Origin of the sequence: Pseudomonas extremaustralis (assembly GCF_900102035.1) — a bacterium.
Classification (GTDB): Bacteria; Pseudomonadota; Gammaproteobacteria; order Pseudomonadales; family Pseudomonadaceae; genus Aquipseudomonas; species Aquipseudomonas extremaustralis.
This window is the reverse complement of sequence record NZ_LT629689.1, coordinates 1,901,273-1,923,881: the sequence shown is the minus strand read 5'-3', so window position 1 is coordinate 1,923,881 and position 22,609 is coordinate 1,901,273. Positions and strand designations below refer to the sequence as shown.

Here is a 22,609-nt window from a genome sequence, read left to right as displayed (position 1 = left end):
CCCACACCCGCTGGCTCGCCACCGGTTATTCGCCGGTCTGGTGTTGCAAGGTCAGTACTTCAAATCCATCCGCCGTTACCGCGACCGTGTGTTCCCACTGCGCCGACAGGCTGTTGTCCTTGGTCACCACCGTCCAGCCGTCCTTGAGGCTGCGCACTTTGGCGCTGCCCTGGTTGAGCATCGGTTCGATGGTGAAGACCATGCCTTCGCGCAATTCCATGCCGGTGCCGGGGCGGCCGAAGTGCAGGATCTGCGGTTCCTCGTGCATCTGCCGGCCGATGCCATGGCCGCAGTATTCGCGCACCACGCTGTAGCCGTTGGCCTGCGCATGGCTCTGGATCGCATGGCCGATATCCCCCAGGCGCGCGCCGGGCTTGACCTGGCGGATGCCGGCCCACATCGCCTCGAAGGTCATTTCCACCAGGCGCCGGGCTTTGGGCGCAACAGTGCCGATCATGTACATCTTGCTGGAATCGGCGATAAAGCCGCCTTTTTCCAGGGTGATGTCGATGTTGACGATGTCGCCGTCCTTGAGCACATCCTTGGCACTCGGCATGCCATGGCACACCACCTCGTTGATCGAGGTATTGATGGAGAAGGGGTAGTCGTATTGTCCGAGACTGGCCGGGCGGGCGTTGAGGTCGTTGCGGATGAACGCTTCGACGGCACTGTCCAGCTCCAGGGTGGAGCGGCCGGCGGCGACAAAACCGTCGAGCATGCTGAACACCTGGGCCAGCAGACGCCCGGACTCACGCATCACAGCCAGTTGAGCGGCGGTCTTGATCATCAATGGCGCCCCCGGATCAGGTCGGGTTTGTCGAGCAACAGTTTGTTGATCAGTTCGTTGTAGGGCAGGCTGGGGTTAAGCTCGGCGAGCAGGCCGATCTTGATCCAGAACTCGGCCTGGGCGTTGATGGAGCGGTCCATGGCCGCGCTGGCCAGGCGCAGTTGTTCGTGTAATTGGTCGGTGATCTTGACGATGCCCATGTTGTTCACTGTGGATGATTGGATATACAAAGCGTATATGTTTCGTATATAGGTCGTAAACCCCCAGGCGCCAAATGGCGCTTGGCCATTGACTTGCCGCGCAACTGCCGGTTAGTTTTGTGACATGACATTTCAAACCTTCCCGACCCAGCCAAGCATTATTACCGCCATTCCTCATTTGGCGGGATAGCGCACGGCTGTACCCAAACCCGCCCTAGAGGCGGGTTTTGTTTTTCCGTCTCCAGGGCCCTTTACAAGAAGCCAGGAGACACCCATGAGCACCTGCACCGCGCCTCACACCGCCGACACGGGACTGCTTGAGCACTACGTGAAAAAGATTCTCGCCGCGCCGGTCTACGACCTGGCGGTGCGTACGCCGTTGCAAGCCGCGCCGGCGCTGTCGGCGTTGCTGGGCAACCAGGTGTTGCTCAAGCGTGAAGACCTGCAACCGACCTTTTCCTTCAAGATTCGCGGCGCCTACAACAAGCTGGTGCAACTGACGCCCGAGCAGAAAGCCCGGGGGGTGATCACCGCCTCGGCGGGTAACCATGCCCAGGGCGTGGCGCTGGCGGCGCGGGAGCTGGGGATCAAGGCGCGGATCGTCATGCCCAGCACCACGCCGGACTTGAAGGTGCACGGCGTGTGTTCCCGCGGGGCCGAAGCGGTCCTGCACGGGCAGAATTTTCCGTCCGCCTTGGCCCACGCGCTGCAGTTGGTCGAGACCAGCGGGTGCACCTTCGTACCGCCTTTCGATGACCCCGACGTGATCGCCGGCCAAGGCACCGTGGCCATGGAGATCCTGCGCCAGCAGCAGGGGCCGCTGGACGCGATCTTCGTACCGGTGGGCGGTGGCGGCCTGATCGCCGGGATTGCGGCTTACGTCAAGTACCTGCGCCCGCAGGTGCGCATCGTCGGCGTCGAGTCCCAGGGTTCCAGTTGCCTGTTGGCAGCCATGCGTGCTGGCGAGCGCGTGGTGCTGCCCAGCGTCGATGGCTTCGCCGATGGCACTGCGGTCGCGCAAGTCGGTGCCTATGGGTTTGAAATCTGCCGGGATTGGGTCGATGAGGTGATCACGGTCAGCAACGATGAACTGTGCAGTGCAATCAAGTTGATCTACGACGATACGCGTTCCATCACCGAGCCTTCCGGTGCATTGGCGGTAGCGGGTGTTCGCAAGTACGTGGCCCATCATGGTGTGCAGGGGCAGACACTGGTGGCGGTGAATTCCGGGGCCAATATCAACTTCGATAGTTTGCGATATGTTGCAGAAAGAGTGGTTGCGCAAAGTGCGCTTTAACGTGAGGGCCAGGGTTAAACGTTTAATCGAAGTGGTTCGGCGATGATGTAAACGGAGCAAAATCCCAGTGAACCAAGTTATATAAAACAGCGCGTCGCTTATGAGGAAAGGTTACAACGGCAGCGGATTTTGCCGAGTAGGCTTGAATGTTGTAAGCGTCTGCCAGGGTCGGCAAGACGCGGCAGGCACGGACCTGTCAGACCTACAACAATCGATTGGCAGTCTCAGGAAAGGAGAGGTTGACCATGCTTTCGGAATTAGAACTTCGCAGCATCATTGAAGGAAGTTTTCTGCCCAAACGGTGCGAGTGCACCAAAGCCGAAGATGCTTCGCTGACGATCAAGGTCTATGACGACCGCGACCGTGACCGGGTGGATTTGGAAGTCAAAGGCATAAAAGCTGACACGCTCGACAGCAGTCGAGCCATTTGCAATTTGATTACCGGATTGCGTGAAGATCTCAAGCATGCCCATGCGCCGGTCCTGCAAAGAGCAGCAGGGCGGACTCGCGACTGGTAGTTGGCATTGAACGGTGGGCCTGGTAATTGCCAGGCCCCACGTTGTTCATGCCTGTCCATCAATTCTGAAAGCTGCAGGCTTCGGACAGTTTCCGATAGCTCACGTCTTGTACGTTGCCGGATGTGTTCACGAACTTGATATCCGCCTTGACCACTTTGCAGTCGTTGGTCGCGGGTTCGTTCATGGCCAGGACTTTGGCGATATTCATGGGCATGCCGTAATGGTAAGGCACCGGTTTGGTTGTAGTGCCTTGGTCGTCGGCTTGAGCCAGGCCCGACACCGCTGCCAGTGCCAGTGCGCCGCCCAGCATTAAAGTGCGCAGTTTCATGGTGGTGCTCCGCAAGTGGGTACCTTTTCACTCTCGGCTTGCGGGATTAACCGTCGATTAATTTCTGTTTGGCTGACAAAACCTTCATCAAGGTGCGCGTCAGCCCAGTTGCGCGCGATATGGCAGGTCCGGTCCGGTCTTGGTGCAGGTCAATGCGGCCGCGCGGATGGCGAAGCCGAGCATTGTGTCGATCTGCGCGCGGCTGAGCTGTTGCAGGCCTGCTACCGAGTCCAGTCGCTGTTCGGTCAACCAGGCGATCAGCGCGGCCTGGAAGGTATCGCCGGCACCGACGGTGTCGGCCATCACCACCTTCACGGCCGGTGCGGACCAGGTGCCATGCTGGCGACTGAACACGCTGGCGCCATCGCCGCCACGGGTGAGGAACACTAATTGGCAACGGTGCTGTAGCCAGCCCTGCAACACGCTTTCCGGTGACTGGTTGGGGTAGAGCAGGTGCAGGTCCTCATCGCTGACTTTGATCAGGTCGGCATACTTGACCAGCTCGGCGACGCGCGCGCGCCACAATTGGATATCCGGCTGTGGGTTCAGGCGCACATTGGGGTCGAGGCTGATCAGGCGCTTGCCGCTTTCGCGCTTGACCAGGTTCAGCAAGGTGTCGCCGATCGGTTGCACCACCAGGGAGAACGAGCCGATATGCAGCCCGCGCACGTCGTCGCCGAGTACCGGCAGATGGTCGACTAGCAGTTGCCGGTCAGCGCAGCCTTCGCCGCGAAAGCTGTATTGCGGCGAGCCATCGGTGCCCACGGCGACCATCGCCAGGGTGGTCGGCGCGGCGAACTCCACCAGAAAGCGTTGGCTGACGCCTTCATCCTTGAGCACCTGCAACAAGCGGCGGCCGAGGAAGTCGGTGGACAGGCCGCCGAACAGGCCGGCCTCGATGCCCAGGCGGCGCAATCCTACCGCGACGTTGAACGGCGAACCGCCGGCAATCGCCTTGTAATTGACCCTGGAAGCCTGCCCGCCAGCCTCGTCCTCGCTGAAAAAATCAAACAGCGCTTCACCACACACCAGATACATAGTCGTTCGCTCTTAAAGGGTTGCCACGTGCTGTTGATAGCGCTCGTAAGCCTGTTGATAGGCGCGGACGCTGGCCGGCACCGGCAGGGTACGGCTGGCCGGGTCGACGCTCACGCATTTGGTGCACAGGCTGGCCAATGACTCGCCGGACTGGCACCACGCGGCCTGGATCGCCGCGCCCAGGGCTGCGGCTTCGCTTTGTTCGGTGCAGATGACTTCGGTGTTCATGATATCCGCGACCATCTGCCGCCACACCGGGCTTTTCGAGCCACCGCCGATCAAGCGGATGCTCTGGCTTTGCAGGCCGGTCTGGCGCAGTAGATCGAGGCCGTAGCGCAGGCCGAAGGTGGTGCCTTCGACTACGGCGCGGCACAGGTTGGCGCGGGTCAGGTTGGTCATGGTCAGGCCGTGCACACTGCCGGTGGCGTGGGGCAGGGCTGGCACGCGTTCGCCGTTGAGGAACGGCAGCATGCTCACGCCGTCGGCACCGATCGGCGCCTGTTCGACCAGGGCGTTGAAGGCGGCCAGGTCCAGCTCGAACAGCTCGCGAATCACCCCGGTGGCGTTGGTCAGGTTCATGGTGCAGATCAACGGTAGCCAGCCGCCGCTGGAGGAACAGAAGGTCGCCACCGATGCCTGGGGACTGACGTTGGGCTGCTCGGCGAACGCATACACGGTGCCCGACGAACCCAGGCTCATGGTGATCACGCCGGGGGCGATATTGCCGGTGCCGATGGCGCCCATCATGTTGTCGCCGCCGCCGCTGGCGACGATGGCCGCAGGGTTGATGCCCAGGCGCTCGGCGATGGCCGGCAGGATCGTGCCCACGGGCTGGTCGGCTTCGATCAGCTCAGGCACGGCGGCGCGCAGGCGACCGCTGGGGTCGATGTGCTGGAGCAGCGCCGTGTCCCATTCGCGGCTGCGCACGTTGAAGTAACCGGTGCCGGAGGCATCGCCGTATTCGGCGACGGCCCGCCCGGTGAGCCAGTAGTTGAGGTAGTCGTGGGGCAGCAGGATATGGGCGATGCGCGCGAACACCTGGGGGTGCTGCTCGCGGGTCCAGAGCAGCTTGGACACGGTGTAGCCCGGCGCAATCGCCACGCCGAGGCGTTCCAGCGATCCGCGCTCGCCGCCCAGATGGGCCAGCAGGCGCTCGTTTTCCGGCGCCGTTTCGGTGTCGCACCACAGCTTGGCCGGGCGCAGCACCTGGCCCTGGTCATCCAGCAATACCAGGCCGTGCTGCTGGCCGGAAACGCCGATGCCGAGGATCGCCTGGCCGTCCACGCCGGCCTGTTGCAAGGCTCGATGGGTGGCTGCGGTAAAGGCGTCCAGCCACTCCTGGGGATGCTGCTCGCGCCGGCCATTGGCGCCGCTGATCAATGTGTGTGCGGCGGCGCCCAGGCCCAGCACTTTGCCGCTGGACGCGTCGAGGACGATGGCCTTGGTGCCCTGGGTGCCGCAGTCGATGCCGAGGAACAGGTTTGGCTGGGTCATGAAGGAGTGCTCAGCAATATTGTTTTTTTTGGATGGGTAGCCCGGTCAATTGTGGGAGGGGGCTTGCTCCCGATAGCGGTGGGTCAGTGTCAGTGTTCTTTACTGATACACCGCTATCGGGAGCAAGCCCCCTCCCACAGGGTTAAACCGGTTTCTTCAGGAGTCGTTGCAGTGTTTTTGTGACGCCGTGGTCGCGCAAGCTGGCAAAACACCGCTCGAACGCTGCCACAAACGCTGGCGAGTTGGGAATAGCCGTGCCGAAAATCTCCTCCACCCCCAGCAGGCGCTGGCTGATCAAGCCATCGTCACTCACCAGTCCTTGGCAGAACTCGGCGCGCGGGTCGGGGATCTTATAGCTCACGCCATTCTCATCGACTCCCTTCAAATACAACGCCCACGCGGCCACCACCAGCGCGGCACGCTCGGTCTCGCGGCCATCGGCAATCAAGCGGTTGATGGTCGGCACGGTGAACTTGGGAAACTTCGACGAGCCATCGGAGCACACGCGCTCCAACTGGTCGGCAATTGCCTGGTTGGAGAAGCGATCCACCAGGGTCTGTTTGTATTCGGTCAGGTCGATGCCCGGCACCGGCGCCAGGTTCGGCGTGACGTCCAGGTCCATGTAGGCGCGCATGTAGGCCACGAACAGCGGATCGTTCATGGTCTCGTGGACAAACCGATAGCCCTTGAGAAACCCCAGGTACGTCAGGGCCAGGTGGCTGCCATTGAGCAGGCCGATCTTCATTTCTTCATAGGGCGTCACGTCATCGGTGAACTGCACGCCGACCTTTTCCCAAGCCGGGCGACCGTTGACGAACCGGTCTTCCAGTACCCATTGCACAAAGGGCTCGCACACCACTGGCCATGCGTCGTCGATGCCGTGTTCGTCGTGCAGTTGCAGGCGGTGGGCGGTGCTGGTCATCGGCGTGATGCGGTCGACCATGGCATTCGGGAAGCTCACATTGGCCGCGATCCAGTCGCGCAGCTCGGCATCGTGCAGGGCGGCGAAGGCCAGCAGCGCCTTGCGGGTCACGCCGCCGTTGTGGGGCAGGTTATCGCAGGACATCACGGTAAACGCCGGGGTGCCGGCGGCCCGGCGTCTGGTCAGCGCGGCGCAGATAAAGCCGAACACGGTTTTTGGTGTGTTCGGGTGTGCCAGGTCATGCTGGATCTGCGGCAGATGGGCCATGAACTCGCCGTTGCTGTCGTCGATGCAGTAGCCGCCTTCGGTGATGGTCAGCGACACGATGCGAATGGCCGGGCTGGCCAGTTTGTCGATCAGCGCCTGGGCGCCGTCTTCGGCCAGCAGCATGTCGCTGATCGAGCCGATCACGCGCACTTCGGTGTCGTCGGTGTCGCCCAGTTCATACAGGGTGAACAGGTAGTCCTGGCCGGCCAGGTCGTCGCGGGCCTTGCGATCCTCGGCACGCAGGCCGACGCCGCAGATGCTCCAGTCCAGGCCTTCGCCGGTATTCATCAGCGCATCGGTGTAATACGCCTGATGCGCGCGGTGGAAACCGCCGACACCGATATGGGCGATGCCCTGGCGGGTATCGGCAATCGCGTAGGCCGGGATTTTCACTTGCGGCGCCAATTGGGTGAGGTTGTGTTTATTCAGTTTCATGACGAAATACTCGCGAAATCAGGCGGCAGCGCGCAGTGGACGGGCCACGGCCACGCCGTCGGTGTCGAACAGATGGCAATGCGCCGGGTCCAGATGCAGGTGCAGCGTCTCGCCATACTGGCTGGCCATGTCGCCACGGATTCGCATGGTCAGCGGCTCGTCATTGGCAGTGATGACGTGGCAGAAGGTGTCGCTGCCCAGGCGCTCGCCGACGTCGGCGGTGACGGTCAGGGTGGTCTGGCCCGGTGCGGCGATCTCCAGGTGCTCCGGGCGAATGCCCAGGGTCACCGCGCTGCCCACGCTCAAGCCGGCGCCACTGAGGGGCAGGCTGATCAGGGTGCCGGCGTCCAGTTGCACCTCGCAGCTCTGGCCCTCGACTCGCGTGACCTTGCCCTTGAGGAAACCCATCTTCGGCGTGCCGAGAAAACCCGCGACAAACAGGTTGGCCGGCTGGTGATACAGCTCCAGCGGCGAGCCGACCTGCTCGATGCGGCCGCTGTTGAGCACCACGACTTTGTCGGCCAGGGTCATGGCTTCGACCTGGTCGTGGGTCACGTAAATCATCGTCGCTTGCAGCTCTTTATGCAGGCGCGCCAACTCAAGGCGCATCTGCACGCGCAGGGCGGCATCGAGGTTGGACAGCGGTTCGTCGAACAGGAAGATCTTCGGGTTGCGCACAATCGCCCGGCCGATGGCCACGCGTTGGCGTTGACCGCCGGAGAGCTGCTTGGGCTTGCGCTCCAGCAGCGGGCCCAGTTCGAGGATGCGTGCCGCTTCGTTGACTTTGCTCTCCACCTGCTTTTTGTCGACGCCGGCCAGGTCGAGGGCAAACGACATGTTCTTGCGCACGCTCATGTGCGGGTACAGCGCATAGGTCTGGAACACCATGGCCAGGTCGCGCTTGGCCGGGGTCACTTCGGTGATGTCACGGCCATCCAGCTCGATGGTGCCTTCGCTGACTTCTTCAAGGCCCGCGATCAGGCGCAGCAGGGTGGATTTACCGCAGCCCGACGGGCCGACGAAGACCACGAATTCCTTGTCGTTCACTTCCAGGTCGATGCCCTTGATGATGGAAAAGCCTTCGAAGCCTTTTTGCAGATTCTTGATTTTCAGGTTGGCCATGATGGGCCTCCGCAGGATTGATTATTTAACGGCACCGAAGGACAAACCGCGCACCAGCTGTTTCTGGCTGATCCAGCCAAAGATCAGGATCGGCGCGCAGGCGAGGGTCGAGACGGCCGACAATTTGGCCCAGAACAAGCCTTCGGGGCTGGAGTAGGAGGCGATCAGCGCGGTCAATGGCGCGGCATTCGACGAGGTCAGGTTCAGCGACCAGAACGCTTCGTTCCAGCACAGGATCAGCGACAGCAGCACGGTGGAGGCCAGGCCGCCCTTGGCGATCGGCAGCAGCACGCGGACCATTTCCTGCCACAGGGTGGCGCCGTCCAGGCGGGCGGCTTCAAGGATGTCCTTGGGGATGTCTTTGAAGTAGGTGTACACCATCCACACCACGATCGGCAGGTTGATCAGGGTGTAGATGATGATCAGCGCGATGCGCGTATCCAGCAGGCCGAAGCTCTTGGCCAGCAGGTAGATCGGCATCAGCACGCCCACCGGCGGCAGCATTTTGGTCGACAACATCCACAGCAGCGTGCCCTTGGTGCGTTGGGTTTCATAGAAGGCCATGGAGTAGGCGGCCGGCACCGAGATCAGTAGGCACAAGGCAGTGGCGCTGAACGAAATCACCACCGAGTTCCACGCATAGCTGAAGTAGTTGCTGCGCTCGTTGATGTGCAGGTAGTTCTCCAGCGTCGGCGTGAAGATGAACTGCGGCGGCGTGGCGAATGCGTCGATTTCGGTCTTGAAGCTGGTCAGCACCATCCAGAAGATCGGGAAGAAGATCAGGATCGCGATGGCCCAGGCCAGGGTGCCGAGCAACAGGCTCTGCAGGCGGCGGGATTGTTGAAGCGTCATGGCGCGGCCCTCAAGGCTTGTCAGTCAGGTTTTTGCCGATCATCCGCACCAGGATGATCGCCGCGATATTGGCGATGACCACGGCAATCAAGCCGCCGGCCGAGGCCATGCCCACGTCGAACTGCACCAGCGCCTGGTTGTAGATCAGGTAGGCGAGGTTGGTCGAGGCGTAGCCGGGGCCGCCGTTGGTGGTGGTGAAGATTTCGGCGAACACCGAGAGCAGGAAGATGGTTTCGATCATCACCACCACGGCAATCGGGCGCGCCAGGTGGGGCAGGGTCAGGTGCCAGAAGATCGCGATGGCGCCGGCACCGTCCAGGCGCGCGGCTTCCTTTTGTTCCTGGTCGAGGGACTGCATGGCGGTCATCAGCAGCAGGATCGCGAAGGGCAGCCATTGCCACGAGACAATGATGATGATCGACAGCAACGGGTAGTGCGCCAGCCAGTCCACCGGCTCGGCACCGAACAGCTTCCAAAGGGCGGCGAGAATCCCCGACACCGGGTGGAAAATCAGGTTCTTCCAGATCAGCGCCCCAACGGTGGGCATGATGAAGAACGGCGAAATCAGCAACACCCGCACCAGGCCGCGACCGAAGAATTCACTGGCCTCCAGCAAGGCACTGATCAGCACGCCGAACACCACGCTGATCAACAGCACGCTGCCCACCAGCAACAGGGTATTGGTGGCGCCGGGCAGGAAACCCGAATCGGTGATGAAGTAGGTGAAGTTCTCCAGCCCCACGAACTGGTTTTCACCGGGGTAGAGCAGGTTGTAGCGGATCAGCGAAAAGTACAGGGTCATGCCCAGCGGCACGATCATCCACAGCAGCAGCAGGGCCACCGAGGGGCTGACGAGAAACCAGCCGGGGTTGGCCAGGCGGCTTTTGGCGGGTGTATTCATGGTATTCAAGACCAATGCGGAGCAAGAATCGGAGTGCGGTCAATGTGGGAGGGAGCAAGCCCCCTCCCACATTTGACGGTGGTGAGGTCGGGGGTTACTTGGGGTAACCGGCCCGCTTCATTTCGCGCTCGGTGGTGGTCTGCGCGGCGGCCAAGGCTTGATCCACCGTTTGCTGACCGGTCAATGCGCCGGCGAAGAACTTGCCGACCTGGGTCCCGATGGCCTGGAACTCAGGAATGGTCACCAACTGGATGCCGATATACGGCACCGGCTTGAGGGTTGGTTTGGTCGGGTCCGCGACTTTCAGTGATTCCAGAGTCACCTTGGCGAACGGTGCGGCCTTCATGTACTCGTCGCTGTAGGTCGACTTGCGCGTTCCTGGCGGGACGTTGGCGATGCCGTCGGTCTTGGCGACCAATGCGCTGTATTCCTTGGACGTGGCCCAACTGGTGAAGACCTTGGCGGCGTCCTTGGCCTTGGAGCTGGTGGGGATCGCCAGGCTCCAGGAGTACAGCCACGAGGTGCCTTTGTCGGTTTTCTCGTGCGGTGCGAACGTGAAGCCGACATGGTCAGCCACTTTGCTCTGGGTCTTGTCGGTCACGAACGAGCCGGCGACGCTGGCATCGACCCAGATCGCGCACTTGCCGCTATTGAACAGCGCGAGGTTTTCGTTGAAACCGTTGCTCGAGGCGCCCGGTGGGCCGGACTTCTTCATGTTGTCGACGTAGAAGTTCAGCGCGTCCTTCCATTCGGGGCCGTCGAATTGCGCTTGCCATTTCTCATCGAACCAGCGTGCGCCATAGCCGTTGGCCAGGGTGGTGATCAGTGCCATGTTTTCACCCCAACCGGCTTTGCCGCGCAGGCACAGGCCGTACTGCTCTTTGCTCTTGTCGGTGAGTTTGGCGGCGAATTCGCCGATCTGCGTCCAGGTCGGGTGCTCGGGCATGCTCAGCCCGGCGTCCTTGAACAGGTCGGTGCGGTAATAGGTGATCGAGCTTTCGGCATAGAACGGCAGGGCGTACAGCGAACCCTTGACGGACAGGCCATCACGTACCGAAGGAAAAACGTCATCAAGGTCGTAGGACGCCGGCAAGTCCTTCATCGGTTCCAGCCAGCCCTTGGCACCCCAGAGTGCGGCTTCGTACATGCCGATGGTCAATACGTCGAACTGCCCGCCCTGGGTGGCGATGTCGGTGGTCAGGCGTTGGCGCAGCACGTTTTCTTCGAGAACCACCCAGTTCAGCTTGATCTCTGGATGCTCGGCTTCGAAGGTTTTCGAGAGCTTTTGCATGCGGATCATGTCGCTGTTGTTGACAGTGGCAATGGTCAGGGTTTGCGCACCCAGGGCGACGGCGCTGAGGGTCATGCATGCAGTCATGCAAGAACAGGCAAGCAGAGTTTTTGCTGTGAACTTCATCGCGCACTCCATTTCCGCGCCCGGGGGGCTGCAGAAGGACAGTTATTGTTGTTGTGTCTTCCTACGAGCTGTCAGGAAGAGTGTGCGTTGATTACAGCCTTCAAATGGGGCTGTGACAAATCCTTGGGAACACTGGGACTGATACTTTTTTGCACTCGATTGAAAGCGACCGAGACGCTCGCAGCCGAACGCACGCCCGTGTAGGAGCCGGCTTGCCGGCGAAGGTCGTCAACGATGACGTGGGAAGCCAGGATGGGCACGGCGTCTGTGGGGTTTTCGCCGGCAAGCCGGCTCAACAGAAAAACGCATCCGTTTCCCATTCAGGCCAAATTCTGTTCGGTCAGCCGCTGGACAGCCAGGCGCCGATAGTGGGAAGGGGTCATGCCCTTGAGCTGCTGAAAGCGCCGGTTGAAGTTGGAGATGTTGTTGAACCCCGACTCAAAGCACACGTCCGTCACGGCTTTATCGCCGTCAGCCAGCAATTCGCAGGACTTGCTGATGCGCAGCCGATTGACGAACTCGATAAACGTGCGCCCGGTCGCCTGTTTAAATACCCGTGAAAAGTACGTCGGCTTCATGCCCAGGTAATCCGCCACTTCCTCCAGCGGCAACTCCCGCGCGTAGTGGGCGAAGATGTAGTCCACCGCGCGGTTGGTGCGGTCGATGCTGTGCTCGTCCGCCAGTTGCGAGGTGTCTACGCTGGACAGCAACTGATAGTCCTCGCAGGCGCTCAGCACCTCCAAAAGAATAAAAAAGTGCCCCAGGCGCGCCATGCCTTGGGCGTCCTCGATGCGTTGCATCAAGGTCATGGCCTGGTTGATGGTCTTTTTGCAGCGGAATTCGATACCGTATTGCGCCCGCTCCAGCAGCGGGGTCAGGCTCTTGAGCTCGGCGAAAGTGTGGCTGCCTTGCTCCAACAGCTCATCGGTGAAGTTCACCAGCATGTCGCGCTTGGGCACCACTTCGTCTTCCTCCACCTGGCTGATCCAGTTATGGGGCAGGTTGGGGCCGGTGAGGAACAGGCTTTCGGGGTAGAAGTTGCCGATGTAGTCGCCAATAAACACCTTGCCGGAGCTGGCGATAATCAGGTGCAGCTCGTATTCCTTGTGGAAATGCCAGCGCACCAGCGGGCAGGGGAAGCCGTGTTGGCGATAGATGATGGACAGACCGTTGTGATCGTCCATCAGCTCGTAGGAAGGGTCGGTGATGCGCGTTGCTCGGGTCATGTTGCCGTCGCTTTATTGTGGTTGCTGCGTAGGATAATGCCCCCTCGCGCGCGACCTCGCCAGCGCCGGTGTTTATAGGGTGCGGTTTTTCGCCTCGATCCATTGGGACATGTACTGCGTACTTTTATGGGCATGGTGGCGCAGCATGCTGCCGGTGAAGTTGTCGCGGCGATGGGCGGCAAGATCGCTGCGGCACTGTTGCAGGCATTCCACCAGCGCGGCCCCGTGGATGTGCCGGTCATAGCGCCGGGCCAGGAGTTGGCGCCCGGCTTCCTGGGCCTGGGTCCAGCGGTCGCGGTCCTGGTACAGGCTCACGGCGGCAGTGGCCAGGGCGTCGGCGCTCTGGGCGATTGCGCCGGGCCATGGTTGCTCGTCGCCCATGGCCTCGGCACCGACGGGCGTGGTGATATTCGGCGTGCCGCACAGCATCGCATCCGCCAGTTTGCCCTTGATCCCCGCGCCGAAGCGCAACGGGGCCAGGCAGATCCTTGCTGCGGTCATCACTTGCAGCGCATCTTCGGCCCAGTTCATCACATGAAAGCCCTGGGCCGGGTTGTGCAGTGCCGTGGCTTTGGGTGGTGTGTAGGCACCGTAGATATGCAACTGGGCGCCCGGCAGTTGTCGGCGGATCAGCGGCCAGAGGCTGTGCTTCATCCACAGCACGGCATCCCAGTTGGGGGCGTGGCGGAAGTTGCCGATGCTGAGAAAGTGCGCGCGGTCTTCAAACGGCGCAAAGGCTTCGGCCGGCGGCTGCAGCATCAGCGGGCACCAGTGCAGCAGGGCGGCAGGCACCTTGAAGTGCTCGGTGAGCAGGCGGATTTCCACGTCGGAGATCATCAGGCTGATGTCGCAGCGGTAGATCGCGGCGATTTCGCGTTTGGCCAGGTCGGTGTCGGCCATGCGCTGGAACTCGTCTTCCAGGGCCGGGGCGAACAGGTCGCTGAAGTCGTCGCTGTCGGGATGGGCCTTGAGGTGGTCCTTGAAGCGCTGGTGGCGTGCGTCGCGCAGGCTTTGCAGGTCGGAAGTCTCCAGCACGCGCAGGGCGTCGGGGCAGCATTTCTCTACGCGCCAGCCGAACTGTTCTTCCATCATGAAGCGGTCAAACAGCACGATATCCGGGGCCAGTTCGCGGATAAATTCATCGAAACTGCTGTTATTGAGCTCAATCGCGCATTCGCGGATGCCGAGTGCCGGCAAATCGGCTTTGTGTTCGCCGATGGTCGCTGGGCTGCTGAAGGTAATGTCCCAACCTTGCGTAAGAAAGCTCTCGAGAATTTGCATCATATGCCCGCCCGCAGCCGAGGAGCGGGGCTCCGGCCAGACGTAACCGATGACCAGGACTTTGGTGGCGGGCCGATTCATCAACACAGGTTTCCTTGAGGGGGCAGGCGCAAAGCGCGCAATTAAACCACAACCGCATGGCATGACAATTTGTGTCGGGCGGTAGGTCGCCACGGTACTTTGTGGTTAACTTCGGCCTCTCGAATTCGTTTAACCAAAACCCAGCATAAGGATTCCGTTCATGGCCCAAGTCACCCTTCGTGGGAACCCCGTCCAGGTTGAAGGCGAATTGCCGACAGTCGGCACCCAGGCTCCAGACTTCACCCTGACCGCCGGCGATCTGTCGGATGCAACCCTGGCCACTTTCGCCGGCAAGCGCAAAGTGCTGAACATCTTCCCAAGCGTCGACACCCCGACTTGCGCCACCTCGGTACGCAAGTTCAATGCCCAGGCCAACCAAGTGACAAACACCGTTGTGCTGTGCATCTCCTCCGACCTGCCGTTTGCCCAGAAGCGTTTCTGCGGCACCGAAGGCCTGGACAATGTGTTGAGCCTGTCGGACTTCCGCAACGCTGATTTCGCCGTTGACTACGGCGTTTCGATTGCTGACGGCCCGCTCCGGGCTCTGACCGCCCGTGCCGTCGTGGTGTTGGACGAAAATAACAACGTGCTGCACAGCGAATTGGTCCCTGAAATCGGCCAAGAGCCAAACTACGAAGCCGCCCTGGCTGTTTTGAAGTAACTGTTTCGGCGCATGACTGTCGTGTTGCAGTAACACGCGTGGTACATGATTGCGGCCTGGCCTAGTCCAGGCCGTTTTTATTTGTCGTTCAGGTGCTTAGCGAAATTAGGCAATGGACTAAGGTTAAAAGTTAAAAGTTGTAAGCCCAAGGTAAATAGCCGGTAAAGGCGCTTTTCTTAACGCGCCTCAGTGCTTATCTTTCAGCCTCCCCAAAAAGAAGCTCTCGCGCCCAATGGTTGATCACTCCATGCAATCCTCCCCCCGCAACTCCCGCCGCTGGCTGTTCGGCCTGCTCGTGCTGCTGGTCATCGCTGGTCTGTGCTGGAAATTCTGGCCTGGCAGCCACAAGGATGGCGCCGCGCAGCCACCGGCCGGGCGTACAGGCAAGTCGGGGATGATGCGTCCGGGCTTCGGCGGTTCCACCGGCCCGGTGCCGGTGCGCGTGGCGCCGGCGGTGCTGGGGGACTTCCCGGTTTACTACAAGGCCCTGGGGACGGTGACGGCGCTCAACACCATCAATGTGCGCAGCCGGGTGGGCGGCGAGCTGGTGAAGATCGCCTTTGAGGAAGGGCAGATGGTCAAGGCCGGCGACCTGCTGGCCGAGATCGACCCGCGCAGCTACCAGAACGCCTTGCTCCAGGCCCAGGGCACGCTGATGCAGAACCAGGCCCAGTTGAAGAACGCCCAGGTCGACGTCCAGCGTTATCGCGACCTCTACGCCCAGGACAGTATCGCCAAGCAGACCCTCGACACGGCCGAAGCGCTGGTCCTGCAATACCAGGGCACGGTCAAGACCAACCAGGGCGCGGTGGACGACGCCAAGCTCAACCTCGAATTCACCAAGATCCGCGCACCGATCAGTGGCCGGGTCGGTTTGCGCCAGGTCGACGTGGGCAACCTGGTGGCGGCCAACGACACCACCTCGCTTGCGGTCATCACCCAGACCCAGCCGATCAGCGTGGCCTTCACCTTGCCGGAAAGCACCCTGGAAACCGTGCTCGCCCGTTACCATGCCGGCAACAAGCTGCCCGTGGAAGCCTGGGACCGTGGCGATGTGAAACGCCAGGCCACCGGCGTGCTGCACAGCCTGGACAACCAGATCGACGTCACCACCGGCACCCTGAAATTCAAGGCGCGTTTCGAGAACAAGGACCAGGCGCTGTTCCCCAACCAGTTCGTCAACGTGCACCTGCTGGCCGACACCCTGCATAACGTGGTGCTGGCGCCGTCGGCGGCGATCCAGTTCGGCAATGCCGGCACCTTTGTCTACGTGCTCGACGGCGACAAGAAGGTCAAGGTCCAGCCCCTGGTGGTCGGCGACACCGACGGCGACAACACCGTGGTCAAGCAAGGCCTCAAGGCCGGCGACCGCGTGGTGCTGGAAGGCACCGACCGCCTCAAGGACGGCAGTGAAATCGAAGTGGTCAATGACAGCAGCGAAGTGCCGGCCACGCCGACCGAACACCTGCAAGGCAAGCCCGCCGCTAAAGGGGAGACCGGCACCGACGCCGGCAAGGCGCAAAAGGTCGGTTCATGAACCTGTCGCGGCTGTTTATCCTTCGCCCGGTCGCCACCACGCTGAGCATGCTGGCGATTGTCCTGGCCGGCATCATCGCGTACCGCCTGCTGCCGGTATCGGCCTTGCCCCAGGTGGATTACCCGACGATCCGGGTGATGACCTTGTACCCCGGCGCCAGCCCCGATGTGATGACCAGTGCGGTCACCGCGCCGCTCGAGCGTCAGTTCGGGCAAATGCCCGGCCTTACACAGATGGCGTCCACCAGCTCCGGCGGCGCCTCGGTGCTGACCCTGCGCTTCAACCTCGACATCAATATGGATGTCGCCGAGCAACAGGTGCAGGCCGCGATCAATGCCGCGACCAACCTGCTGCCCAAGGATTTGCCGGCGCCGCCGGTGTACAACAAGGTCAACCCGGCGGACACCCCGGTGCTGACCCTGGCGATCACTTCCAAGACCATGCTGCTGCCCAAGCTCAATGACCTGGTCGATACCCGCATGGCGCAGAAGATCGCGCAGATCAGCGGCGTCGGCATGGTCAGCATCGCCGGCGGCCAGCGCCAGGCCGTGCGCATCAAGGTCAACCCCGAGGCCCTGGCGGCCAACGGCTTGAACCTGTCGGACGTGCGCACCCTGATCGCCGCGTCCAACGTCAACCAGCCCAAGGGCAACTTCGACGGCCCGACCCGCGTGTCGATGCTCGATGCCAACGATCAGTTGGTGTCGCCGCAACAATATGCCGAACTGATCCTGGCCTACAAAAATGGCGCGCCGCTGCGTCTGAAGGACGTGGCGCAGATCGTCGACGGTGCCGAAAACGAACGCCTCGCCGCCTGGGCCAATGAAAACCAGGCCGTGCTCCTGAATATCCAGCGCCAGCCGGGTGCCAACGTGATCGAGGTGGTGGACCGCATCAAGGCACTGTTGCCGAGCATCACCGACAACCTGCCGGCCGGCCTCGATGTGACGGTGCTGACCGACCGCACCCAGACCATCCGCGCCTCGGTCACCGATGTGCAACACGAATTGCTGATCGCCATTGCCCTGGTGGTGATGGTGACGTTCCTGTTCCTGCGCCGGTTCAGCGCGACGATCATTCCGTCCATTGCCGTGCCGCTGTCGCTGGTGGGTACTTTTGGTGTGATGTACCTGGCCGGGTTCTCCATCAATAACCTGACGCTGATGGCCCTGACCGTCGCCACCGGTTTCGTGGTGGACGATGCCATCGTGATGCTGGAGAACATCTCGCGTTATATCGAGGAAGGGGAGACGCCCCTGGCCGCCGCACTCAAGGGCGCCAAGCAGATCGGCTTCACCCTGATTTCCCTGACCCTGTCGCTGATCGCCGTGTTGATCCCGCTGCTGTTCATGGCCGATGTGGTCGGGCGGCTGTTCCGCGAATTCGCCATCACCCTGGCGGTGGCGATCCTGATTTCCCTGGTGGTGTCCCTGACCCTGACGCCGATGATGTGCGCGCGCTTGCTCAAGCGCGACCCCAAGGCGGAAGAACAGAGCCGCTTCTACAAGGCCAGCGGCGCCTGGATAGATTGGTTGATCGCCGCCTACGGACGTAAGTTGCAGTGGGTGCTCAAGCACCAACCGCTGACCCTGCTGGTGGCGATCGCCACCCTCGGCCTCACAGTGGTGCTGTACCTGGTGGTGCCCAAGGGCTTTTTCCCGGTGCAGGACACCGGGGTGATCCAGGGCATTTCCGAGGCGCCGCAGTCGATTTCCTTTGCGGCGATGAGCCAGCGCCAACAGGAACTGGCGAAGATCATCCTTGCCGACCCGGCGGTGCAAAGCCTGTCGTCCTATATTGGTGTGGATGGCGATAACGCTACCCTCAATAGCGGCCGCCTGCTGATCAACCTCAAGCCCCACGGCCAGCGCGATTTGAGCGCGGCCCAGGTGATCACCCGCCTGCAACCGGAAATCGACAAATTGGTCGGCATCCGCCTGTTCATGCAGCCGGTGCAGGACCTGACCATTGAAGACCGGGTGAGCCGCACCCAGTACCAGTTCAGCATGTCCTCGCCGGACGCCGAACTGCTGGCGCTGTGGAGCGACAAGCTGGTGCACGCCCTCAGCCAGATGCCGGAACTCACCGACGTGGCCAGCGACCTGCAGGACAAAGGCCTGCAGGTGTACCTGGTGATCGACCGCGATGCGGCTTCGCGCCTGGGCGTCAGCGTGTCGAACATCACCGATGCGCTGTACGACGCCTTTGGCCAGCGGCAGATTTCCACCATCTACACCCAGGCCAGCCAGTACCGCGTGGTCTTGCAGGCTCAATCGGGGGAAACCCTGGGCCCGGCGGCGCTGAACCAGATCCACGTGAAGACCACCGATGGCGGCCAGGTACGCTTGTCCAGCCTGGCTCGCGTGGAACAGCGCCAGGCGCAGTTGGCGATCGCGCACATCGGCCAGTTCCCGGCGGTGATGATGTCGTTCAACCTGGCGCCCGGCGTGGCGCTGGGCAAAGGCGTGGAGCTGATCAACCAGGCGCAGAAGGACATCGGCATGCCGGTGGGCGTGCAGACCCAGTTCCAGGGCGCGGCCCAGGCGTTCGAGGCGTCGCTGTCGAGCACCCTGCTGCTGATCCTGGCGGCGGTGGTCACCATGTACATCGTGCTGGGCGTGCTCTACGAGAGCTATATCCACCCGATCACCATTCTCTCGACCTTGCCGTCGGCAGCGGTGGGGGCCTTGCTGGCCTTGCTGCTCAGCGGCAATGACCTGGGGATGATCGCGATCATCGGCATCATCCTGCTGATCGGCATCGTGAAAAAGAACGCAATCATGATGATCGACTTCGCCCTCGACGCCGAACGCCACCAGGGCCTCGACCCGCAGACCGCGATCTACCAGGCTGCGCTGCTGCGCTTCCGGCCGATCCTGATGACCACCCTGGCCGCGTTGTTCGGTGCGGTGCCGTTGATGCTGGCCAGCGGCTCCGGCGCCGAGTTGCGCCAGCCCCTGGGCCTGGTGATGGTCGGCGGTCTGCTGGTGAGCCAAGTCTTGACCCTGTTCACCACGCCGGTGATCTACCTGTATTTCGACCGCCTCGGCCGGCGCTGGCGCAAAGAGCCGCAAAGCCTGGAGCCGGTTGAGTCATGAACCTGTCCGGACCCTTCATCCGCCGACCGGTCGCCACCATGCTGCTGAGCCTGGCGATCATGTTGCTGGGCGGCGTCAGCTTCAACCTGCTGCCGGTGTCGCCGCTGCCGCAGATCGACTTCCCGGTGATCGTGGTGTCGGCCAGCCTGCCCGGCGCCAGCCCCGAGGTGATGGCGTCCACCGTCGCCACCCCGTTGGAGCGCTCCTTCGGGGCGATCGCCGGCATCACCACCATGAGCAGTTCGTCGAGCCAGGGTTCCACCCGGGTGATCCTGGCGTTCGACTCCGATCGGGATATCAATGGCGCGGCGCGGGAAGTGCAAGCGGCGATCAACGCCTCGCGCAACCTGCTGCCCAGCGGCATGCGCAGCATGCCCACCTACAAGAAGATCAACCCGTCCCAGGCGCCGATCATGGTGCTGTCGCTGACCTCGGACGTGCTGCAAAAGGGCCAGTTGTACGACCTGGCTTCGACCATCCTCTCGCAAAGCCTGTCCCAAGTGCCGGGCGTGGGTGAAGTGCAGATCGGCGGCAGTTCCCTGCCGGCGGTGCGCATCGAGTTGGAACCCAAGGCGCTCGACCAATACGGCGTGGCCCTGGACGATGTGCGCAATACCATCGCCAACGCCAACCAGCGCCGGCCCAAGGGTTCCCTGGAAGACAGCGAGCGCAACTGGCAGATCCAGGCCAACGACCAGTTGGAAAAAGCCAAGGACTACGAGCCGCTGCTGATTCGCTACCAGAACGGCGCGGCCCTGCGCCTGGGGGATGTGGCGAAAATCAGCGACGGCGTGGAAGACCGCTACAACAGCGGCTTCTTCAATAACGATTCGGCGGTGTTGCTGGTGATCAACCGCCAGTCCGGCGCCAACATCATCGAGACCGTGCGGCAGATCAAGGCGCAACTGCCGGCTTTGCAGGCGGTGCTGCCGTCCAGCGTCAAGCTCAGCCTGGCCATGGACCGCTCGCCGGTGATCACCGCCACCCTGCACGAGGCGGAAATGACCTTGTTCATCGCGGTGGGGCTGGTGATCCTGGTGGTGTACCTGTTTCTCGGCAACTTCCGCGCCTCGCTGATTCCGACCCTGGCGGTGCCGGTGTCCCTGGTGGGCACTTTCGCGGTGATGTACCTGTACGGCTTTTCGTTGAACAACTTTTCGTTGATGGCGTTGATCCTGGCCACTGGCTTGGTGGTGGACGACGCCATCGTGGTGCTGGAGAACATTTCCCGGCATATCGACGAAGGTGTGCCGCCGATGAAAGCGGCCTACCTCGGTGCCCAGGAAGTCGGCTTCACCTTGCTGTCGATGAACGTGTCGCTGGTGGCGGTGTTCCTGTCCATCCTGTTCATGGGCGGGATCATCGCCAACCTGTTCCGCGAGTTTTCCATCACCTTGTCGGCGGCGATCATCGTTTCGCTGATCGTTTCGCTGACCTTGACCCCGATGCTCTGCGCCCGCTGGCTCAAACCCCACGTCAAAGGCCGCATGACCGGCCTGCAGCGCTGGAGCCAGACGATCAACGAGCGCATGGTCGCCGGCTATGCCACCAGCCTGGACTGGGTACTGCGCCACCGTCGCCTGACCTTGTTCAGTCTATTGCTGACCATTGGTGTGAACGTGGCGCTGTACGTGGTGGTGCCGAAAACCTTTATGCCTCAGCAGGACACCGGCCAGTTGATCGGCTTCGTGCGCGGCGACGACGGGCTGTCGTTCAGCGTGATGCAGCCGAAGATGGAGACTTTCCGCAAGGCGGTGCTCAAGGACCCGGCGGTGCTCAGCGTGGCGGGCTTTATCGGCGGCAACAACGGCACCAACAACGCGGTGATGCTGGTGCGCCTCAAGCCCATCGCTGAACGCAAGATCTCGGCCCAGGCGGTGATCGAGCGATTGCGCAAGGATGTGCCGCTGGTGCCGGGCGGGCGGTTGTTCCTGATGGCCGACCAAGACCTGCAATTCGGCGGCGGCCGCGACCAGACCAGCGCGCAGTATTCCTACATTCTGCAGAGCGGCGATCTGGCGGCACTGCGCCTGTGGTACCCGAAGGTGGTGGCCGCCCTGCGTGCGCTGCCGGAACTGACCGCCATCGACGCCCGCGAGGGCCGCGGGGCCGCCCAGGTCACGCTGATTGTCGACCGCGACCAGGCCAAGCGCCTGGGCATCGACATGAATATGGTCACGGCGGTGCTGAACAACGCCTATAGCCAGCGGCAGATTTCCACGATCTACGACAGCCTCAACCAGTACCAGGTGGTGATGGAGGTCAACCCCAAATATGCCCAGGACCCGATCACGCTCAACCAGATGCAGGTGATCACGTCCAGCGGCGCGCGGGTACCGTTGTCGACCATCGCCCATTACGAGAACAGCCTGGCGGACGACCGCGTCAGCCACGAAGGCCAGTTCGCCTCGGAAAACATCGCCTTCGACCTGGCCCCCGGGGTCACGGTGGAGCAGGGCACGGCCGCCATCGAGCGGGCCATCGCCAAGGTCGGTTTGCCGGAAGACGTGATCGCCAAGATGGCCGGCACCGCCGACGCCTTCGCGGCGGCGCAGAAGGGCCAGCCGTTCATGATCCTCGGCGCGCTGGTGGCGGTGTACCTGGTGCTGGGGATTCTGTATGAGAGTTATATCCATCCGCTGACGATCCTCTCGACCTTGCCCTCGGCCGGGGTCGGCGCGTTGCTGTCGATCTACCTGCTGGGCGGCGAATTCAGCCTGATCTCCCTGCTGGGCTTGTTCCTGCTGATCGGGGTGGTGAAGAAAAACGCGATTCTGATGATCGACCTGGCGCTGCAACTGGAGCGCAATGACGGCCTGGGCCCGCTGGAGTCGATCCGCAGTGCTTGCCTGCTGCGGTTGCGACCGATCCTGATGACCACCCTGGCGGCGATTCTCGGCGCCTTGCCCCTGTTGCTCGGTTCTGGCGACGGCGCAGAAATGCGCCAGCCATTGGGCCTGACCATCATCGGCGGCCTGGTGTTCAGCCAGATCCTGACCCTTTACACCACCCCGGTGGTTTACCTTTATCTCGACCGCGCGCGCCACCGCTTCAACGCCTGGCGCGGCGTGCGTACCGATGCTGCCCTGGACACTGCGCTATGACCGATCCACTGAACGCCAACGCACTCCGTCCCCCTGTAGGAGC

At 62.2% G+C, this 22,609-nt stretch carries 18 protein-coding genes; 6 read left to right on the top strand and 12 right to left on the bottom strand.

The genetic code is table 11. From position 1 onward, the window contains the following. Nucleotides 1–25 precede the first annotated feature (25 nt). Nucleotides 26–787 carry a type I methionyl aminopeptidase gene (map, locus tag BLR63_RS09015; protein ID WP_010567514.1) on the bottom strand — a complete coding sequence of 254 codons (762 nt, stop codon included), beginning with the start codon at nucleotides 785–787 and terminating at the stop codon, nucleotides 26–28. Further along, complete coding sequence (locus BLR63_RS09010; protein WP_010567513.1) at nucleotides 787–987, bottom strand: ParD-like family protein; 201 nt, start codon at nucleotides 985–987, stop codon at nucleotides 787–789. The genes map and BLR63_RS09010 overlap by 1 nt, the downstream gene beginning before the upstream one ends. Before the next feature lie 274 nt (nucleotides 988–1,261). Between BLR63_RS09010 and ilvA the strand changes: the two genes are divergently transcribed. Both ilvA and BLR63_RS09000 read left to right on the top strand, forming a co-directional pair. Continuing rightward, the gene (ilvA, locus tag BLR63_RS09005; protein ID WP_010567512.1) at nucleotides 1,262–2,284 is read left to right on the top strand and encodes a threonine ammonia-lyase, biosynthetic; all 1,023 of its coding nucleotides are present in this window, start codon (nucleotides 1,262–1,264) and stop codon (nucleotides 2,282–2,284) included. A 245-nt stretch (nucleotides 2,285–2,529) separates the two neighbouring features. Further along, entirely contained in the window at nucleotides 2,530–2,802 is a 273-nt protein-coding gene (locus BLR63_RS09000; RefSeq protein WP_078835470.1) for a DUF1652 domain-containing protein, read from the top strand. Nucleotides 2,803–2,860: 58 nt separating this feature from the next. On the opposite strand, the gene BLR63_RS08995 is transcribed toward BLR63_RS09000, so the two are convergent. The 10 genes from BLR63_RS08995 to BLR63_RS08950 all read right to left on the bottom strand — a co-directional run bounded on the left by BLR63_RS08995 (nucleotide 2,861) and on the right by BLR63_RS08950 (nucleotide 14,166). After that, nucleotides 2,861–3,130, bottom strand: coding sequence for a DUF2790 domain-containing protein (locus BLR63_RS08995; RefSeq protein ID WP_010567510.1), 270 nt, complete (start codon nucleotides 3,128–3,130; stop codon nucleotides 2,861–2,863). Between the two features lie 99 nt (nucleotides 3,131–3,229). Then, nucleotides 3,230–4,168 carry a carbohydrate kinase family protein gene (locus BLR63_RS08990; RefSeq protein ID WP_010567509.1) on the bottom strand — a complete coding sequence of 313 codons (939 nt, stop codon included), beginning with the start codon at nucleotides 4,166–4,168 and terminating at the stop codon, nucleotides 3,230–3,232. 12 nt (nucleotides 4,169–4,180) lie between these two features. Then, complete coding sequence (gene xylB / locus BLR63_RS08985) at nucleotides 4,181–5,662, bottom strand: xylulokinase (protein ID WP_010567508.1); 1,482 nt, start codon at nucleotides 5,660–5,662, stop codon at nucleotides 4,181–4,183. A 142-nt stretch (nucleotides 5,663–5,804) separates the two neighbouring features. Beyond that, nucleotides 5,805–7,286 (bottom strand): mannitol dehydrogenase family protein, encoded by a 1,482-nt coding sequence (locus BLR63_RS08980; RefSeq protein ID WP_010567507.1) that lies wholly within the window; start codon nucleotides 7,284–7,286, stop codon nucleotides 5,805–5,807. 18 nt (nucleotides 7,287–7,304) lie between these two features. After that, entirely contained in the window at nucleotides 7,305–8,408 is a 1,104-nt protein-coding gene (locus BLR63_RS08975; protein ID WP_010567506.1) for an ABC transporter ATP-binding protein, read from the bottom strand. Nucleotides 8,409–8,429: 21 nt separating this feature from the next. Next, nucleotides 8,430–9,260 carry a carbohydrate ABC transporter permease gene (locus BLR63_RS08970; protein ID WP_010567505.1) on the bottom strand — a complete coding sequence of 277 codons (831 nt, stop codon included), beginning with the start codon at nucleotides 9,258–9,260 and terminating at the stop codon, nucleotides 8,430–8,432. A gap of 10 nt (nucleotides 9,261–9,270) precedes the next feature. Next, on the bottom strand, nucleotides 9,271–10,161 hold the full coding sequence (locus BLR63_RS08965; RefSeq protein ID WP_010567504.1) for a carbohydrate ABC transporter permease: 891 nt from the start codon (nucleotides 10,159–10,161) through the stop codon (nucleotides 9,271–9,273). Nucleotides 10,162–10,255: 94 nt separating this feature from the next. Next, a complete protein-coding gene (locus BLR63_RS08960) occupies nucleotides 10,256–11,578 on the bottom strand; it encodes an ABC transporter substrate-binding protein (RefSeq protein ID WP_042947621.1) in 1,323 nt (440 codons plus the stop codon). 320 nt (nucleotides 11,579–11,898) lie between these two features. Further along, the gene (locus tag BLR63_RS08955; RefSeq protein WP_010567502.1) at nucleotides 11,899–12,804 is read right to left on the bottom strand and encodes an AraC family transcriptional regulator; all 906 of its coding nucleotides are present in this window, start codon (nucleotides 12,802–12,804) and stop codon (nucleotides 11,899–11,901) included. 72 nt (nucleotides 12,805–12,876) lie between these two features. Then, on the bottom strand, nucleotides 12,877–14,166 hold the full coding sequence (locus BLR63_RS08950) for a glycosyltransferase (protein ID WP_010567501.1): 1,290 nt from the start codon (nucleotides 14,164–14,166) through the stop codon (nucleotides 12,877–12,879). A 160-nt stretch (nucleotides 14,167–14,326) separates the two neighbouring features. On the opposite strand from BLR63_RS08950, the gene tpx reads away from it, so the two are divergent. From tpx to BLR63_RS08930, 4 genes are all read left to right on the top strand, one after another. Continuing rightward, complete coding sequence (tpx, locus tag BLR63_RS08945; RefSeq protein WP_010567500.1) at nucleotides 14,327–14,827, top strand: thiol peroxidase; 501 nt, start codon at nucleotides 14,327–14,329, stop codon at nucleotides 14,825–14,827. Nucleotides 14,828–15,059: 232 nt separating this feature from the next. Next, entirely contained in the window at nucleotides 15,060–16,364 is a 1,305-nt protein-coding gene (locus BLR63_RS08940; RefSeq protein WP_010567499.1) for an MdtA/MuxA family multidrug efflux RND transporter periplasmic adaptor subunit, read from the top strand. Continuing rightward, on the top strand, nucleotides 16,361–19,462 hold the full coding sequence (locus BLR63_RS08935; protein WP_010567498.1) for an MdtB/MuxB family multidrug efflux RND transporter permease subunit: 3,102 nt from the start codon (nucleotides 16,361–16,363) through the stop codon (nucleotides 19,460–19,462). The genes BLR63_RS08940 and BLR63_RS08935 overlap by 4 nt, the downstream gene beginning before the upstream one ends. Then, a complete protein-coding gene (locus BLR63_RS08930) occupies nucleotides 19,459–22,566 on the top strand; it encodes an efflux RND transporter permease subunit (RefSeq protein ID WP_010567497.1) in 3,108 nt (1,035 codons plus the stop codon). The genes BLR63_RS08935 and BLR63_RS08930 overlap by 4 nt, the downstream gene beginning before the upstream one ends. The last annotated feature ends 43 nt before the right edge of the window (nucleotides 22,567–22,609 follow it).